General features: G+C 56.5%; 17 protein-coding genes. 10 read left to right on the top strand and 7 right to left on the bottom strand.

The genetic code is table 11. The annotated features are described in order from the left end of the window. Positions 1 to 82: 82 nt before the first annotated feature. A complete protein-coding gene (locus tag M8318_RS09855; protein ID WP_262662302.1) occupies positions 83 to 1,219 on the bottom strand; it encodes an HlyD family secretion protein in 1,137 nt (378 codons plus the stop codon). Positions 1,220 to 1,221: 2 nt separating this feature from the next. Further along, a complete protein-coding gene (locus M8318_RS09850; RefSeq protein WP_262662300.1) occupies positions 1,222 to 1,578 on the bottom strand; it encodes a DUF3302 domain-containing protein in 357 nt (118 codons plus the stop codon). 660 nt (positions 1,579 to 2,238) lie between these two features. On the opposite strand from M8318_RS09850, the gene M8318_RS09845 reads away from it, so the two are divergent. From M8318_RS09845 to trmL, 8 genes are all read left to right on the top strand, one after another. After that, positions 2,239 to 4,152 (top strand): PTS mannitol transporter subunit IICBA, encoded by a 1,914-nt coding sequence (locus M8318_RS09845; protein ID WP_262662299.1) that lies wholly within the window; start codon positions 2,239 to 2,241, stop codon positions 4,150 to 4,152. 109 nt (positions 4,153 to 4,261) lie between these two features. Beyond that, the gene (gene mtlD / locus M8318_RS09840) at positions 4,262 to 5,410 is read left to right on the top strand and encodes a mannitol-1-phosphate 5-dehydrogenase (protein ID WP_261644955.1); all 1,149 of its coding nucleotides are present in this window, start codon (positions 4,262 to 4,264) and stop codon (positions 5,408 to 5,410) included. Next, positions 5,407 to 5,997: a mannitol operon repressor MtlR gene (gene mtlR / locus M8318_RS09835; RefSeq protein ID WP_262662298.1), complete on the top strand. Its 591-nt coding sequence runs from the start codon at positions 5,407 to 5,409 to the stop codon at positions 5,995 to 5,997. The genes mtlD and mtlR overlap by 4 nt, the downstream gene beginning before the upstream one ends. A gap of 59 nt (positions 5,998 to 6,056) precedes the next feature. Then, positions 6,057 to 6,419 (top strand): YibL family ribosome-associated protein, encoded by a 363-nt coding sequence (locus tag M8318_RS09830; RefSeq protein WP_262662297.1) that lies wholly within the window; start codon positions 6,057 to 6,059, stop codon positions 6,417 to 6,419. A 271-nt stretch (positions 6,420 to 6,690) separates the two neighbouring features. After that, a complete protein-coding gene (gene lldP, locus M8318_RS09825; protein WP_262662296.1) occupies positions 6,691 to 8,346 on the top strand; it encodes an L-lactate permease in 1,656 nt (551 codons plus the stop codon). After that, positions 8,343 to 9,116: a transcriptional regulator LldR gene (lldR, locus tag M8318_RS09820; protein WP_262662294.1), complete on the top strand. Its 774-nt coding sequence runs from the start codon at positions 8,343 to 8,345 to the stop codon at positions 9,114 to 9,116. Before lldP ends, lldR begins: the two co-directional genes overlap by 4 nt. Beyond that, on the top strand, positions 9,113 to 10,300 hold the full coding sequence (gene lldD, locus M8318_RS09815) for an FMN-dependent L-lactate dehydrogenase LldD (RefSeq protein ID WP_262662292.1): 1,188 nt from the start codon (positions 9,113 to 9,115) through the stop codon (positions 10,298 to 10,300). The genes lldR and lldD overlap by 4 nt, the downstream gene beginning before the upstream one ends. 39 nt (positions 10,301 to 10,339) lie before the next feature. After that, positions 10,340 to 10,810, top strand: coding sequence for a tRNA (uridine(34)/cytosine(34)/5-carboxymethylaminomethyluridine(34)-2'-O)-methyltransferase TrmL (gene trmL / locus M8318_RS09810; RefSeq protein WP_106995463.1), 471 nt, complete (start codon positions 10,340 to 10,342; stop codon positions 10,808 to 10,810). 38 nt (positions 10,811 to 10,848) lie between these two features. Here trmL and cysE read toward each other — a convergent pair whose 3' ends face one another. From cysE to M8318_RS09785, 5 genes are all read right to left on the bottom strand, one after another. Continuing rightward, on the bottom strand, positions 10,849 to 11,667 hold the full coding sequence (cysE, locus tag M8318_RS09805; protein WP_106995462.1) for a serine O-acetyltransferase: 819 nt from the start codon (positions 11,665 to 11,667) through the stop codon (positions 10,849 to 10,851). 79 nt (positions 11,668 to 11,746) lie between these two features. After that, positions 11,747 to 12,766 carry an NAD(P)H-dependent glycerol-3-phosphate dehydrogenase gene (gene gpsA / locus M8318_RS09800; protein WP_262662289.1) on the bottom strand — a complete coding sequence of 340 codons (1,020 nt, stop codon included), beginning with the start codon at positions 12,764 to 12,766 and terminating at the stop codon, positions 11,747 to 11,749. Continuing rightward, entirely contained in the window at positions 12,766 to 13,233 is a 468-nt protein-coding gene (gene secB / locus M8318_RS09795; RefSeq protein WP_106995460.1) for a protein-export chaperone SecB, read from the bottom strand. Before secB ends, gpsA begins: the two co-directional genes overlap by 1 nt. A gap of 32 nt (positions 13,234 to 13,265) precedes the next feature. Further along, positions 13,266 to 13,517 carry a glutaredoxin 3 gene (gene grxC, locus M8318_RS09790; RefSeq protein ID WP_262662288.1) on the bottom strand — a complete coding sequence of 84 codons (252 nt, stop codon included), beginning with the start codon at positions 13,515 to 13,517 and terminating at the stop codon, positions 13,266 to 13,268. Positions 13,518 to 13,531: 14 nt separating this feature from the next. After that, entirely contained in the window at positions 13,532 to 13,963 is a 432-nt protein-coding gene (locus M8318_RS09785; RefSeq protein ID WP_106995459.1) for a rhodanese-like domain-containing protein, read from the bottom strand. A 248-nt stretch (positions 13,964 to 14,211) separates the two neighbouring features. On the opposite strand from M8318_RS09785, the gene gpmM reads away from it, so the two are divergent. Together gpmM and envC are read left to right on the top strand one after the other, a co-directional pair. Then, complete coding sequence (gene gpmM / locus M8318_RS09780; protein WP_262662285.1) at positions 14,212 to 15,759, top strand: 2,3-bisphosphoglycerate-independent phosphoglycerate mutase; 1,548 nt, start codon at positions 14,212 to 14,214, stop codon at positions 15,757 to 15,759. Positions 15,760 to 15,792: 33 nt separating this feature from the next. Beyond that, complete coding sequence (envC, locus tag M8318_RS09775) at positions 15,793 to 17,052, top strand: murein hydrolase activator EnvC (RefSeq protein ID WP_262662379.1); 1,260 nt, start codon at positions 15,793 to 15,795, stop codon at positions 17,050 to 17,052.

Genomic DNA, 17,052 nt, shown 5'->3' with positions numbered 1-17,052 from the left:
TATTCGCCAACAAAAGGATAAGTATGGCCCAGGCAAAGAAAAAAGGCAGGCTATGCGTATCGCAAGCCTGCCTGTGAAGGGATTAATGGTCGAGATAGAGGTAGTGCATCCAGCTGGTCATACGCAACAGGACTTTACGCATCACCGAGACGTGCGAGAAGTGGTCGGAATAAACCGCGACCTGGGCGTAGATGCCGTCCGGCAGCGCGTCCACGTCGGCGTTCGGCTCCAGCTCGATGGTGCCCAGCACGCCATCCGTACCCGGCACCACCGTCAGGGCCTGCAGCGCACCCTGGGCCTGGTAAGAGCCGCCCGGCACCACCGGCAGAATGCTGGTGAGCTTACCGGAGAAGACCTGGCCTGGCAGAGCATTGAATACCACTTCCGCTTCATCGCCCGGTTTCAGACGCAGTAACGAGTTCTGGCGGAACTGCGCCACGATCTGCCGTTTCTGCTCAGGGATAAACACCATCACCGGGCGCAGCGGCAGAGAGGCTGCGTAGGTTCCCGGGCGGATCAGCACCTGGGTGACATAGCCGTTGCTTGGCGCACGGATAATGGTCTGATCCAGGTTGTACTGCGCTTCCGCTAACTGGGCGCGAAGCGAGGCAATCTGCGACTGCTCACCGTTTGACATGCTGTCTAACTGGCTCTGGATCTGGGTTTGTTCCGCCACAGAGCCTTTCACCATGGCGTCCTGCGCCAGGTAGTTTTGCCGCGCGTTATCGATATCGCTTTCAGAGAATGGATTGACCTTCGCCTGGCTGCCTTTCATATAACGCTGATAATCTTTGAACAGACGATCGCGCTCGGCAGAGACGCGGGTGGTATTCGACTGGGCTTCCGCAAGCTGTGCTTTCAGTACCTTGATATTGTGCGTCGCGGTGACCAGGTCAGCCTGCAGACGAGTGACGCGGGCCTGATAGCGGCTCGGATCGATTTTAAATAACACGTCGCCCTTTTTAATAAGCTGGTTATTTTTATCCGTAACTTCACTCACCACCCCCGTGACCTGCGGAGTAATAGGAATAGAAATAACCGCTTTCTGCGCCGTAAACGTATACGGGTGGTTATAGTTCATTAATAAAATAAGCCCGGCCACAATAAACACGCCGCCTAATGTCGCGGTGGCTAACGTCCACTGGTTAACCGGAATACGAAATATTTTAAAGATGGCCCATGCAAAGGCGACATAGGTCAGGATGATCAACAGATCCATGATTAGCGCTCCGACGTGTTCTTATCAGCAGTGGGTTGCACTGCGGCCAGTTTGTGTTCCAGCTCGGCGACGCGCTTTGCCAGCGCATCGACGTCGGGGCTACGTTCCGGCGGCTGCATGTGGTTCTGCATCCCCCAGCCACGCTCTGGCTGGTAGAGCGTGGCCCAAATCCACAGAAATGGCCAAATGGCATGCAGCGTAAACAGGCTAATCCACCCCGCCGTGTGGATCGCATCGGCATGGGGATGGTTGCGCTTTTTGGCAATGTTATAAGGAATGTCATGGATAGCGATGATTCCATAAAAAAGAACCAGGAAGACAAAAATCAACACACCCAGCGCAAAATAGTTGAGAAACATATTTGCCTCACTAAATAAATCGTAAACTCATTAAAATAATTAAATGGGTAGCAGCCAAATTAATTAATGGTTAAGCACACGAATATGTACTTATTATTTCAGAGCCGGGGAGTATGATTTTTTCTTATATCTCCATGCAAGTTTAGAAGCGTGACAAAATATATCCTGAATAATAATAGACTTAAGTTTACAGTATCAGCTTAATCCAGCTTAGCGCTTTTCGCCATACCATATTCTGGTACTATTTTTTTAGCGATAAGTGTTGCTTACTTACATCCTGGCGCTGATGGGTTAAACAGATGTTGCCGTCGATCACATACAGAGAATTCCGTATAAAAATATTTTGTGGAATCGATCACACTCCGGAAACAAACTCACGACAACTAAATGTGATTTATTTCACATTTTAGCCGTCAAACTGCCGCTTTTGCGGCCATTGTATTTTTTTTACACTTCATTTTTGTGATAGAGATCACTCCAATCATTATCACACCCCCTATATTTACGTGATCTAAATCACACTATTTTGCCCTGTCTGGACAGGTAAACTATTAAGTGCCAAATTTCACCTCATCAGAACAGGGCTGGGCAACCTCTGCCACCGCATTAACAACAAACCTCGGGCTCTAAGCCTGCGTTAACAAAAAGAAGGGGTGTTTTATGTCATCCGATTTCAAGATCAAAGTACAAAGCTTTGGTCGATTCCTCAGCAACATGGTGATGCCAAATATCGGCGCGTTTATCGCGTGGGGTATCATCACCGCGTTATTTATTCCGACAGGGTGGTTGCCTAACGAAACGCTGGCGAAACTTGTTGGCCCAATGATCACCTATCTGCTGCCGCTGCTCATCGGTTATACCGGTGGTCGTCTGGTAGGCGGCGACCGCGGTGGCGTGGTCGGTGCGATCACCACCATGGGCGTGATCGTCGGTGCGGATATGCCAATGTTCCTCGGTGCCATGATTGCCGGTCCTCTGGGCGGCTGGGCGATTAAGAAGTTCGACGTCTGGGTTGATGGTAAAATCAAATCCGGCTTCGAAATGCTGGTGAACAACTTCTCTGCCGGCATCATCGGCATGATCCTGGCGATTCTGGCGTTCCTCGGCATTGGCCCGGCAGTTGAAGTGCTCTCCAAACTGCTGGCGGCGGGCGTTAACTTCATGGTTGCCCACGACATGCTGCCGCTGGCGTCCATCTTTGTTGAACCGGCGAAAATCCTGTTCCTCAACAACGCCATCAACCACGGGATCTTCTCCCCGCTGGGTATTCAGCAGTCCCATGACCTCGGCAAATCCATCTTCTTCCTGATTGAAGCGAACCCGGGTCCGGGTATGGGCGTGCTGCTGGCGTATATGTTCTTTGGTCGCGGTAGCGCTAAGCAGTCTGCTGGCGGTGCGGCTATCATCCACTTCCTCGGTGGTATCCACGAAATTTACTTCCCGTACGTGCTGATGAACCCACGTCTGATCCTCGCCGTTATCCTCGGCGGTATGACTGGCGTGTTCACGCTGAGCGTGCTGGGCGGCGGTCTGGTGTCCCCTGCTTCCCCGGGCTCTATCCTGGCGGTACTGGCGATGACCCCGAAAGGTGCCTACTTCGCTAACATCGCGGCTATCTGTGCGGCCATGGCGGTCTCCTTCGTGGTCTCAGCTATCCTGCTGAAAACCAGCAAAGTGAAAGAAGAAGACGATATCGAAGCGGCAACCCGTCGTATGCAGGACATGAAATCTCAGTCTAAAGGTGTTGCTGCAACGCCACTGACCGCGGGTGATGTCTCTAACGACCTGAGCCACGTGCGTAAAATCATCGTTGCCTGCGACGCCGGTATGGGTTCCAGCGCCATGGGTGCGGGCGTGCTGCGTAAGAAAGTGGCGGATGCCGGTCTGTCTCAGATCTCCGTCACCAACAGCGCGATTAACAGCCTGCCGCCGGATGTTGACCTGGTCATCACCCACCGCGACCTGACCGAGCGTGCGATGCGCCAGGTTCCGCAGGCGCAGCACATTTCGCTGACCAACTTCCTCGACAGCGGCCTCTACACCAGCCTGACCGAGCGTCTGGTAGCCGCACAACGTCACGAAAACAACGAAGTGAAAGTACGTACCAGCCTGCAGGACAGCTTCGACGAGAGCAACAGCCACCTGTTCCGTCTGGGTGCGGAGAACATCTTCCTTGGCCGTACCGCGAGCCATAAAGAAGAAGCGATTCGCTTTGCCGGTGAGCAACTGGTGAAAGGCGGCTACGTGCAGCCGGAATATGTTGAAGCGATGCTGGAACGTGAAAAACTGACGCCGACCTACCTGGGCGAATCCATTGCGGTGCCGCACGGTACGGTAGACGCGAAAGATCGCGTTCTGAAAACCGGCGTGGTGTTCTGTCAGTACCCGGCAGGCGTGCGCTTCGGTGAAGAAGAAGATGACATCGCCCGTCTGGTGATTGGTATCGCCGCTCGCAATAACGAGCACATCCAGGTGATTACCAGCCTGACTAACGCTCTGGACGATGAGACCGTTATCGAACGTCTGGCAAATACCACCAGCGTCGAAGAAGTCCTGGCGCTGTTGAACAAGTAAGTTTTTCCCTTCCCTCTCCCCGGTGGGGAGAGGGCTAGGGTGAGGGGCAAATTCGCGTGGTTCCTCACCCCAGCCCTCTCGGGTAACAACATTGATGAAGGTTAATACAATGAAAGCATTACATTTCGGCGCAGGTAATATTGGTCGTGGTTTTATCGGCAAACTGCTGGCAGACGCGGGCATTACGCTGACATTCGCGGATGTTAATCAGACGGTACTGGATGCCCTGAATGCCCGTCATAGCTATCAGGTGCATGTGGTGGGTGAAAACGAGCAGGTTGAAACCGTAACCGGCGTGAACGCGGTCAGCAGCATTGGCGACGAGGTTATTGACCTGATCGCCAGCGTTGATCTGGTCACCACCGCGGTCGGCCCGGTTGTGCTGGAGCGCATCGCCCCGGCCGTCGCCAAAGGGCTGGCAAAACGTAAGGCCCAGGGTAACGACACCCCGCTGAACATTATCGCCTGTGAGAATATGGTGCGCGGCACCACCCAGCTGAAAGGTCATGTCATGGCCGCGGTGGCTGACGAAGATAAAGCCTGGGTTGAAGAGCACGTAGGCTTTGTCGATTCCGCCGTGGACCGCATCGTTCCGCCGTCGGCCTCCGCGACCCACGATCCGCTGGAAGTGACCGTGGAAACCTTCAGCGAATGGATCGTCGACAAAACCCAGTTCAAAGGCGCGCTGCCAGAGATCGCTGGGATGGAATTAACTGATAACCTGATGGCATTTGTCGAACGTAAACTCTTCACGCTGAACACCGGGCATGCTATAACCGCCTACCTCGGTAAATTAGCCGGTCATCAGACCATTCGTGACGCCATTCTCGATGAGAACGTTCGCGCCGTGGTAAAAGGTGCAATGGACGAGAGCGGCGCGGTACTGATTCAACGCTACGGTTTTGATGCCGATAAGCATGCGGCATATATTCAGAAAATCCTCGGTCGTTTTGAAAACCCGTATCTGAAAGATGACGTTGAGCGCGTGGGTCGCCAGCCGCTGCGTAAGCTGAGTGCGGGCGATCGTCTGATCAAGCCGCTGCTCGGTACGCTGGAATATGGTCTGCCGCACACCAGCCTGGTGAAAGGCATTGCCGCCGCGATGCACTACCGTAGCGAAGAAGATCCGCAGGCGCAGGAGCTGGCACAGCTGATTGACGAGCAAGGACCACAGGCCGCGCTGGCGCAGGTATCCGGTCTGGATGCCAACAGCGACGTGGTTGTGGAGGCGGTAAAAAACTACAACGCAACCAAATGATGCAGGAACTGGCGCAGGTCATCCTGCGCCCGGAATATAGATTGTCAGATATGCAGGCAATAATGGAACAAACCCAGGCCTTTGAAAACCGTGTGCTGGAGCGTCTGAATGCTGGCAAAACCGTTCGAAGTTTCCTGATATCCGCCGTCGAGTTATTAACCGAGGCGGTGAATATCCTGGTGCTTCAGGTGTTTCGCAAAGACGACTACGCGGTGAAATACGCAGTTGAACCGTTGCTCGACGGCGACGGTCCCTTGGGCGATTTATCCGTGCGTCTGAAACTGATCTATGGCCTTGGCGTTATCAGCCGTCATGAGTATGAAGATGCCGAGCTGCTGATGGCGCTGCGCGAAGAGTTGAATCACGACGGCAACGAGTATGCGTTTACCGATGACGAGATCCTCGGCCCGCTTGGGGAGCTGCACTGCGTGACCGCCCTGCCCCCGTCGCCGCATTTTGATATCAGCGACCCGGAGCTGTACGCGATGCAGAAGCAGCGTTACCAGCAGATTGTCCGCTCCACCATGGTCCTTTCCCTGACTGAGCTGATTTCCCGAATCAGCTTAAAAAAAGCGTTTCAGAAGTAAGCCTGCGCACATTGGTGTATCCTTCCCTATAATATCCCCCGTTTTTAGAGCTATATGTGATGAAAGAAGTCGAAAAGAACGAAATTAAACGCCTGAGCGACCGCCTGGATTTGATCCGCCACCAGCAGGCCGACCTGTCTCTGGTTGAGGCTGCTGAAAAGTATGCCGAGCTGGAAAAAGAGAAAGCGACGCTGGAAACCGAAATCGAGCGTCTGCGCGGCGTGAAAGAGCAGAAGCTGAGCAAAGAAGCGCAGAAGCTGTCAAACCTGCCATTCCGCCGTGCGATCACCAAGAAAGAACAGGCCGATATGGGCAAGCTGAAGAAAAGCGTGCGCGGTCTGGTGGTTGTCCACCCGATGACCGAGCTGGGTCGTGAGATGGGCCTGAAAGAGATGACAGGTTTTAGTAAGACCGAGTTCTGATTTATCGCCGGGTGGCGCGATGCTTGCCCGGCCTGCTGTTCCCCTCCCCCTTCATAATTGGCCCAACCAATTCTGCAACCAACCCTTCTCTGGTTCACAATTCCATAATCTTTGCTCACAAACACATTGCCGACCAATAACATTTGGTTAACCATTTGTTGTCATTAACCCTACATCACACTATTGGCAGGACCACTTTTACACGCAATGTGACGCCGAGATGAGCACAGACTCACCGGGTTGCAGCAGTGTGGTCCTCGGGAGACCTGCAATGAGCCTCTGGCAACAAAACTACGATCCGGCAGGCAATATCTGGCTATCCAGCCTGATTGCCTCGCTTCCTATCCTGTTCTTCTTCTTCGCGCTGATTAAACTCAAGCTGAAGGGCTATCTCGCCGCGACCTATACCGTCGCTATCGCCCTGATGGTGGCGCTGTTCTTCTACAAAATGCCGGTGGATCGCGCCCTTGCCTCGGTCATCTATGGCTTCTTCTACGGTCTGTGGCCGATCGCGTGGATCATCATTGCCGCGGTCTTCGTCTATAAAATCTCGGTGAAAACCGGGCAGTTCGACATCATTCGCTCGTCGATTCTTTCGATTACGCCGGACCAGCGTCTGCAGATGCTGATCGTCGGCTTCTGTTTTGGCGCCTTCCTCGAAGGGGCGGCCGGATTCGGTGCGCCAGTGGCGATTACCGCCGCGCTGCTGGTCGGGCTGGGCTTTAACCCGCTGTATGCCGCTGGCCTGTGTCTGATCGTCAACACCGCGCCGGTGGCCTTTGGCGCAATGGGTATTCCGATTCTGGTGGCCGGACAGGTGACCGGGCTGGACAGCTTCGAGATCGGCCAGATGGTGGGCCGTCAGCTGCCGTTCCTGACCATTATCGTGCTGTTCTGGATCATGGCAATTATGGACGGCTGGCGCGGCGTGAAGGAGACCTGGCCTGCGGTTGTGGTGGCGGGTGGCTCTTTTGCTATTGCCCAGTATCTGAGCTCCAACTTCCTCGGCCCGGAACTGCCGGACATTATCTCCTCCCTGGTCTCGCTGGTCTGTCTGACCCTGTTCCTCAGACGCTGGCAGCCGGTGCGTACCTTCCGCTTTGGCGATATGGGCGCATCGCAGGTGGATATGACCCTGGCCCGCACCCGCTACACGCCGGGACAAATTATCCGCGCCTGGTCGCCGTTCCTGTTCCTGACCGCCACGGTCACCCTGTGGAGTATCCCGCCGTTTAAAGCGCTGTTTGCCCCGAACGGCGCGCTGTACGACATGGTAGTGAATATCTCCGTGCCGTTCCTCGATAAAATGGTTGCCCGCATGCCGCCTGTGGTCCACGACGCCACGCCGTATGCTGCGGTGTACAAATTCGACTGGTTCTCTGCCACCGGCACGGCCATCCTGTTTGCCGCTATCCTCTCTATTGTGTGGCTGCGGATGAAACCTGCGGCGGCGGTACAGACCTTTGCCAGTACGCTGAAAGAGCTGGCGCTGCCGATTTACTCCATCGGGATGGTGCTGGCCTTCGCCTTTATCTCTAACTACTCCGGGCTGTCATCGACGCTGGCCCTGGCGCTGGCGCATACCGGCTCCGCGTTTACCTTCTTCTCGCCGTTCCTTGGCTGGCTGGGGGTATTCCTGACCGGGTCGGATACCTCATCGAACGCCCTGTTCGCCGCCCTGCAGGCAACCGCCGCCCAGCAGATTGGCGTCTCGGACGTGCTGCTGGTCGCCGCTAACACCACCGGCGGCGTAACCGGGAAGATGATCTCGCCGCAGTCCATTGCCATCGCCTGTGCGGCGGTAGGTCTGGTGGGCAAAGAGTCGGATCTGTTCCGCTTTACCGTTAAGCACAGCCTGATATTCACCTGCATGGTGGGGGTGATCACCACCCTGCAGGCTTACGTCTTAACCTGGATGATCCCATGATAGTGATGCCCAGACGCCTGTCCGACGAGATCGCCTCTCGCGTGCGGGCGCTGATTGAAGAACAGCAGCTGGAGGCGGGCATGAAGTTGCCCGCCGAGCGCCAGCTTGCCGCCCAGCTTGGCGTGTCACGCAACTCGCTGCGCGAAGCCTTAGCGACCCTGGTCAGCGACGGGGTTTTGCTGAGCCGTCGCGGCGGCGGGACCTTTGTGCGCTGGCAGCAGGAGGCGTGGTCGGAACAGGCGATCGTCCAGCCGCTGAAAACCTTAATGGCCAACGACCCGGACTACAGCTTCGATATTCTCGAAGCCCGTCACGCCATCGAAGCCAGCACCGCCTGGCATGCGGCCATGCGGGCGACAGAAGCTGACAAAGAGAAGCTCAAAGCCTGCTTCGAGGCAACACAAAGCAGCGACCCGGATATCGCCTCGCAGGCGGATGTGCGTTTTCATCTGGCGATTGCCGAGGCCTCGCACAACGTTGTTCTGCTCCAGACCATGCGCGGCTTCTTTGATCTGCTGCAATCCTCCGTCAAGCAGAGTCGTCAGCGTATGTATCTGGTGCCGCCGGTCTTTGCGCAGCTGACCGAGCAGCACGAAGCGGTGCTGAACGCCATTCTTACCGGGGATGCCGAAGCGGCCCGTCAGGCGATGATGGCGCATCTGGGCTTCGTGCATACCACCATCAAACAATTCGATGAAGATCAGGCCCGACAGGCGCGTATTACCCGTCTGCCTGGCGACAACGCTATTTCCAGGGAGAACAAAGTATGATCATTTCCGCAGCCAGTGACTATCGCGCCGCAGCGCAGCGCATCCTGCCCCCGTTCCTGTTTCACTACATTGACGGCGGGGCTTACTCGGAATACACCCTGCGCCGCAATGTGGAAGATCTGTCCCAGGTGGCCCTGCGCCAGCGCGTCCTGAAGAATATGTCCGACCTGAGCCTTGAGACGACGCTGTTCAACGAAACGCTCTCCATGCCGGTAGCCCTCGCCCCCGTCGGGCTGTGCGGCATGTACGCCCGTCGCGGTGAAGTGCAGGCCGCCGCAGCCGCCGATGCCAAAGGCATTCCCTTTACTCTCTCCACCGTCTCGGTCTGCCCGATTGAAGAGGTCGCCCCGACCATCAAGCGTCCGATGTGGTTCCAGCTGTATGTCCTGCGCGATCGCGGCTTTATGCGTAATGCTCTGGAGCGCGCCAAAGCGGCGGGCTGTTCGACGCTGGTGTTTACCGTCGATATGCCGACGCCCGGCGCACGCTATCGCGATGCCCATTCCGGGATGAGCGGCGCGAACGCGGCGATGCGCCGTTACTGGCAGGCAATGACCCATCCGCAGTGGGCGTGGGATGTGGGGGTCAATGGCCGCCCGCACGATCTGGGAAATATCTCTGCCTATCTGGGTAAACCGACCGGGCTGGAAGATTACATTGGCTGGCTGGCGAATAACTTCGATCCGTCGATCTCGTGGAAAGACCTGGAGTGGATCCGTGAGTTCTGGGATGGCCCGATGGTGATCAAGGGGATCCTCGATCCGGAAGATGCCCGCGACGCGGTGCGCTTTGGTGCCGACGGCATCGTGGTGTCGAACCACGGCGGCCGCCAGCTGGACGGGGTGCTCTCCTCAGCCCGCGCCCTGCCCGCCATAGCCGACGCGGTGAAGGGCGATATCGCGATTCTGGCGGACTCCGGGATCCGCAACGGTCTGGACGTGGTGCGTATGATTGCCCTCGGCGCCGATACCGTCCTGCTGGGCCGGGCTTATCTCTATGCGCTGGCGACCCACGGCCAGGCGGGGGTGGCAAATCTGCTTAATCTGATCGAGAAAGAGATGAAGGTGGCGATGACCCTGACCGGGGCGAAATCCATCCCTGAGATCAGCAAGGAGATGCTGGTGCAGGAGCTGAGCAAGATCCCCGCCGGGCTGGCACCGTTGGCGCAGGGGGACGCGGCGTAGTGAAAATGCTATTCTGCCCCCGCAAATTAAGGGGGCAGCATGCTTAACATCGTCTTATTCGAACCAGAAATTCCACCCAATACCGGCAATATCATCCGCCTGTGCGCCAATACCGGGTTCCGTCTGCATATCATTGAGCCGATGGGCTTTACCTGGGATGACAAGCGCCTGCGCCGCGCCGGGCTGGATTATCATGAATTTACCGCCGTGGTTCGCCATCAGGACCTGGGCGCATTTATGGATACGGAAAAGCCGGAACGGATTTTTGCCCTGACGACCAAAGGGACGCCTGCGCACAGCGCGGTAAGCTATCAGGAAGGCGACTATCTGCTGTTTGGCCCGGAAACGCGCGGTCTGCCGGCTACCATTCTCGATGCCCTGCCTGCTGAACAAAAAATTCGTATTCCGATGATGCCGGACAGCCGCAGCATGAACCTGTCAAATGCGGTGTCGGTGGTGGTGTATGAAGCCTGGCGCCAGCTGGGATATGCCGGCGCGATATTACGGTAGAGGCAGGCCCGGTAAGCGTAGCGCCACCGGGCGTTTACTTAAATGCCGTCGCCATATTCAAAGGTATGGTGGCCGTTGAAGAACTGATCCATATCCATCGCCGGTTTATCGCTGTCCGGCCTGCCGACAATACGCGCCGGAACGCCTGCGGCGGTGGTATGCGGCGGTACAGGTTGCAACACCACCGAACCGGCGCCAATTTTCGCCCCGCGCCCGACTTCGATATTGCCCAGAATCTTCGCGCCCGCGCCAATCATCACCCCTTCACGGATTTTCGGGTGGCGATCGCCGCTGGTTTTGCCGGTCCCGCCGAGGGTCACGGACTGCAGGATCGAGACGTCGTTTTCAATCACCGCCGTTTCACCCACCACAATCCCGGTGGCGTGGTCGAGCATGATCCCGCGGCCAATCTTCGCCGCCGGGTGGATATCCACCTGGAAGCTCACCGAGACCTGGTTTTGCAGGAAAATCGCCAGCGCGCGGCGGCCTTCGTTCCACAGCCAGTGGCCGATACGGTAGGACTGCAAAGCGTGGAAACCTTTCAGATAGAGCAGCGGCGTGGAGTATTTGTCCACCGCCGGGTCACGATTGCGTACCGCCTGGATATCATACGCGGCGGAGGCGATCATCTCCGGGTCGGCGGCATAGGCCTCTTCCACCACTTCACGAATGGCGATGGCCGGCATGATCGGGGAAGCCAGTTTGTTGGCGAGCATATAGCTCAGGGCGCTGCCGAGGTTTTCGTGCTTGAGTAGCGTCGCGTGGTAGAAACTGGCGAGCATCGGCTCACAGTCGGCCAGAGCCCGGGCTTCGGCTTTAATATTGTTCCAGACGATATCCAGTTCTTCACACGGCATTGCTTACTCCAGACGTAATGATAATGACCGGCCAGTTCTTTGCCGGCCGGGTCATTCAGGTGATAACGCTTTCCTGCAGTTAATTGCTGCTACGCTCGTCCTTGCGTGCACGACCTAATAAGGTCAATGCTGCCTCGCGCGCATTTTTTCCGCAATACAATACCTGATAAATTTCCTCGGTTATTGGCATTTCGACACCAAAGCGGTGTGCCAACTCGCGGACTTCTTTGGTATTGCGGTAGCCTTCCACCACCTGGCCGATCTTCTCCTGCGCGCCGATAACATCCATGCCCTGTCCGAGCATCATGCCAAAACGACGGTTACGCGACTGGTTGTCGGTACAGGTCAGCACCAGATCGCCTAACCCTGCCATCCCCATAAAGGTGGCCGGATCGGCACCCAGCGCCGCGCCCAGACGGGACATTTCGGTCAGGCCACGGGTAATCAGCGCCGTACGCGCGTTCGCGCCAAAGCCGATACCGTCGGACATGCCCGCACCGATCGCGATAACGTTCTTCACCGCACCGCCGAGCTGAACGCCGATAAAATCGGGATTGCTGTAGACGCGGAAGCTTTTACCGCAGTGCAGCAGCTGCTGCAGATCGTCCGCAAAGGTCTCGTCGGTCGAGGCCAGCGAGATAGCCGTCGGCAGCCCCGCTGCCAGCTCTTTCGCAAAGGTCGGGCCGGAGATCACCGCCAGCGGAATGGCATCACCCAGCGCTTCGCGGGCGACATCCTGCAGCAGGCGGCCGGTCTCGGCTTCCAGCCCTTTGGTGGCCCAGACCACGCGCGCATCGTCACGCATCAGCGGTTTAATCTGTCGCAGCACCTGGCCAAACACGTGGCTCGGCACAACGATCAGAATATTACGGCTGGCGGCCAGCGCGGTTGCCAGGTCGCTTTCAAGATGCAGTGAGTCAGGGAAAGGCACATCAGGGAGGAACGCAACGTTGCAGCGATCGGCTTCTAACGTCGCGATATGTTTAGGATCGTGGCCCCAGAGAACCACTTCGTGACCATTTCTTGCCAGCGTGATAGCAAGAGCGGTGCCGTAAGAGCCGGCACCGATCACAGTCATTGACGCATTGACAGTACTCATCAGGCATCCTGATGTTGTTCAGTACCTTCGCCAGCTTGCTGCTGCAGATAGTTCATGAACAGCGCATCGAAGTTCACCGGCGCAAGGTTCAGTTGCGGGAACGTACCACGGGAAACCAGGCTGGTGATGCATTCGCGGGCATACGGGAACAGGATGTTCGGGCAGTATGCACCCAGGCAATGCGCCATCTGATTACCTTCGATGCCGCCAATGGAGAAGATGCCGCCCTGCTGTACTTCGCACAGGAATGCAGTCTCTTCGCCCAGAGAGGCGGTTACGGTAACACGCAGTACGACTTCATACACATCATCCGCCAGTTGGGTGGATGCGGTATCCAGATCAAGTTTAACCTCTGGCTGCCAGTCTTTCTGGAAAACATGCGGCGCATTTGGTGCTTCGTAGGAGACGTCTTTGGTGTAAATGCGCTGGATCTGGAAAGTCATCTCGGTGTTGTTTTGTTCTGACATGGAAATACCCTTTTTAATTGTCCTAAAACGCCTTAGCGCAGCAGCGGATCGAGTCCACCGCGCGCGTCAAGCGCATACAAGTCATCACAGCCGCCAATGTGCTGCGCATCGATAAAAATCTGCGGAACCGTCGTACGGCCACTACGTTTAATCATCTCTTCGCGCTTCGCAGCGTCGCCATCGATAGGCAGTTCCTGGAAGGCTACGCCTTTGCTGTCCAGCAGCGCTTTCGCACGATGGCAGAACGGACAGGTCACTTTGGTATAGATCTCGATATTGGCCATGTTCAGTCTCCTGTTTACTTACCGCGAACCAGAGGCAGGTTCTCACCGCTCCAGCCAGAGATGCCGTCTTTCAGGACAGTGACGTTTGCAAAGCCTGCTTTGACAAGGGTATTTGCTGGCTCCTGAGCCTGCATCCCGGTGCCGTCGACGACAATAATAGGTTTGTCTTTATGCTTTTCCAGTTCGCCAAGATTATTGGCTTTGATTTCGGCTGGCAGCAGGTTAATCGCACCTGCAATATGGCCTTTGCGGAAATCGTCACGCTGACGCAGATCGACAACCACTGCCTCTTCTTTATTGATAAGACGCGTGGCTTCGCCGCGGGTGATCACCTTCACTTTAGAGGTGAGGCCTTTGAACGTGGTGAAAAGTACGGCTGCCAGTAGGCCAATCCACGCGATACAAAGTATGGGGTGACGGCTGACAAATTGCATAATTTCTTGCATGGGGGGTAACGACTCCCGACTGAGTGAATAAAAAACCAGGACAGGAGTATACCTGTGCGTTGTGGCAAATACAGCCAGCGACAATAAGCTAATCCATTTTCTGCGTACTGCCACGAAAAAAAAGACCAAAATTCCCCTATCCTTACCCTTACCCCCGTGGTTTCTTTGATCTTCTGCGGCTATTTGATCGATTCAGCTGTAGTAAAATTACGCAAATTTTTTGTCTTTTGAGCAAAGAGGTTGTCGCAATGTCGGTTTCTAAAAAACCTATGGTACTGATGATTCTGGATGGCTACGGTTATCGCGAAGATCAGCAGGATAACGCCATTTTCAACGCTAAAACCCCGGTCATGGATGCACTGTGGGCCCAACGTCCTCACACGCTGATTGATGCGTCCGGTCTGGAAGTGGGTCTGCCCGATCGCCAGATGGGCAACTCCGAAGTTGGACATGTCAACCTGGGTGCCGGGCGCATTGTTTATCAGGATCTGACCCGTCTGGATGTTGAAATTAAAGAACGCACCTTCTTTGCAAACCCGGTGCTGACTGGCGCAGTTGAGAAAGCCGCCGCCGCAGGCAAAGCGGTACACATTATGGGTCTGCTCTCCGCCGGTGGCGTCCACAGCCACGAAGATCACATCATGGCAATGGTCGAGCTGGCCGCGGAAAAGGGCGCAGACAAAATCTATCTGCACGCCTTCCTTGATGGTCGCGATACCCCACCGCGCAGCGCTGAATCCTCCCTGAAAGCCTTTGAAGACAAGTTTGCCGCCCTCGGTAAAGGCCGCGTGGCGTCCATCATTGGCCGCTACTACGCCATGGACCGCGACAACCGTTGGGATCGCGTCGAGCAGGCCTACAATCTGCTGGTTGAGGCTAAAGGCGAGTTCCAGGCAAATACCGCCGTTGCCGCGCTGGAAGCCGCTTACGCCCGCGATGAAAACGACGAATTCGTGAAAGCGACCGTGATCCGTGCCGAAGGCCAGGCCGATGCCGCGATGGAAGACGGCGACGCGCTGATCTTCATGAACTTCCGCGCTGACCGCGCCCGCGAAATCACCCGCGCCTTCGTCAATGCTGACTTCGACGGCTTCGCCCGTAAAAAAGTGGTCAAGCTGGGCGATTTCGTGATGCTGACCGAATATGCCGCCGACATTAAAGCGCCGTGCGCCTATCCGCCGTCATCGCTGGCCAATACCTTCGGCGAGTGGATGGCGAAGCACGACAAGACCCAGCTGCGCATCTCCGAAACCGAGAAATACGCACACGTCACCTTCTTCTTTAACGGCGGCGTGGAAGAGTCGTTCAAAGGCGAAGATCGCATTCTGATCAACTCCCCGAAAGTGGCGACCTACGATCTGCAGCCGGAGATGAGCTCTGCCGAGCTGACCGAAAAGCTGATCGCAGCTATCGAAAGCGGCAAATACGACACCATCATCTGTAACTACCCGAACGGCGACATGGTTGGCCATACCGGGGTGATGGAAGCGGCGATCAAAGCCATTGAAGCGCTGGATGAATGCATTGCGCAGGTCACCAAAGCTGTGGAAGCCGTTGGCGGCCAGATGCTGATCACCGCAGACCACGGCAACGCCGAGCAGATGCGCGATCCGGCCACCGGTCAGGCGCACACCGCGCACACCAACCTGCCGGTACCAATGATTTATGTCGGTGATAAATCAGTTAAAGCAGTGGATGGCGGTAAGCTTTCAGACGTTGCCCCGACCATGCTGAGCCTGATGGGTATGGAAATCCCGCAAGAGATGACTGGCAAGCCGCTGTTCATCGTGGAATAATCCTTCCCCATGAGGGGAAAGGCGATTGTTTCAATCACATGGGTCGTGAAGCCGTTACGGTTATCAGTCAGGCCTTTACTTTACGCCAGCGTGCTCAGCGCTGGCGTATTGTTGTGCGCGGCATCCGCCCAGGCGGACGAGCGCGATCAGCTCAAAACCATTCAGGCGGATATCGCCGCTAAAGAGCGGGCGGTACGCCAGCAACAGCAGCAACGCTCCTCTCTGCTCGCGCAACTCAAAAAGCAGGAAGAGGCGATCTCCGCGGCGGCACGCCAGCTGCGCGAAACCCAGAACACCCTCACCCAGTTGAATAAGCAGATAGACGAGATGAATGCGTCTATCGCTAAACTTGAGCTTCAGCGTGCGGCTCAGGAGCGCAACCTTGCTGCGCAGTTAGATGCTGCGTTTCGCCAGGGTGAACATACCGGCGTCCAGCTGATCCTCAGCGGTGAAGAGAGCCAGCGCGGTCAGCGTCTGCAGGCCTATTTCGGCTACCTTAACCAGTCCCGCCAGGAGACCATCGCCCAGTTGAAGCAAACGCGGGAAGAGGTCACCACGCAAAAAGCGGAGCTGGAAGAGAAGCAGAGCCAACAGCAGACCCTGCTTTACGATCAGCAGGCGCAGCAGGCCAAACTGGAGCAGGCGCGCAACGAGCGTAAGAAAACCCTTGCAGGCCTCGAATCCTCCATTCAGCAAGGCCAGAGCCAGCTGAGCGAAATGCGCGCCAACGAATCCCGCTTACGTAACAGCCTTGCCCGCGCAGAAGCAGCGGCGAAGGCCCGAGCCGAACGTGAAGCCCGTGAAGCACAGGCGGTACGCAATCGCCAGCAGGAAGCCTCCCGCAAAGGCACCACCTACAAGCCAACAGAAAACGAACGCTCGCTGATGTCGCGCACTGGCGGACTGGGCTCGCCGCGCGGCCAGGCGTACTGGCCGGTACGGGGCTCAATTCTGCATCGCTATGGCGAACAGCTGCAGGGTGAGCTACGTTGGAAGGGGATTGTTATCGGTGCATCGGAAGGTAGCGAAGTCAAAGCTATTGCCGATGGCCGGGTGATCCTTGCTGACTGGCTGCAGGGTTACGGCCTGGTGGTGGTGGTTGAGCACGGTAAAGGCGACATGAGTCTTTACGGCTACAACCAGAGCGCCCTCGTCAGCGTCGGCACTCAGGTACGCGCCGGTCAGGCTATCGCCCTCGTGGGCAGCAGTGGCGGTCAGGGCCGCCCGTCACTCTATTTCGAAATTCGTCGCCAGGGTCAGGCGGTCAATCCACAGCCGTGGTTGGGAAGATAA

The sequence above is a fragment of the Leclercia tamurae genome (assembly GCF_025566055.1).
GTDB lineage: Bacteria > Pseudomonadota > Gammaproteobacteria > Enterobacterales > Enterobacteriaceae > Enterobacter > Enterobacter tamurae.
This window is presented reverse-complemented; position numbering and strand designations above follow the sequence as displayed.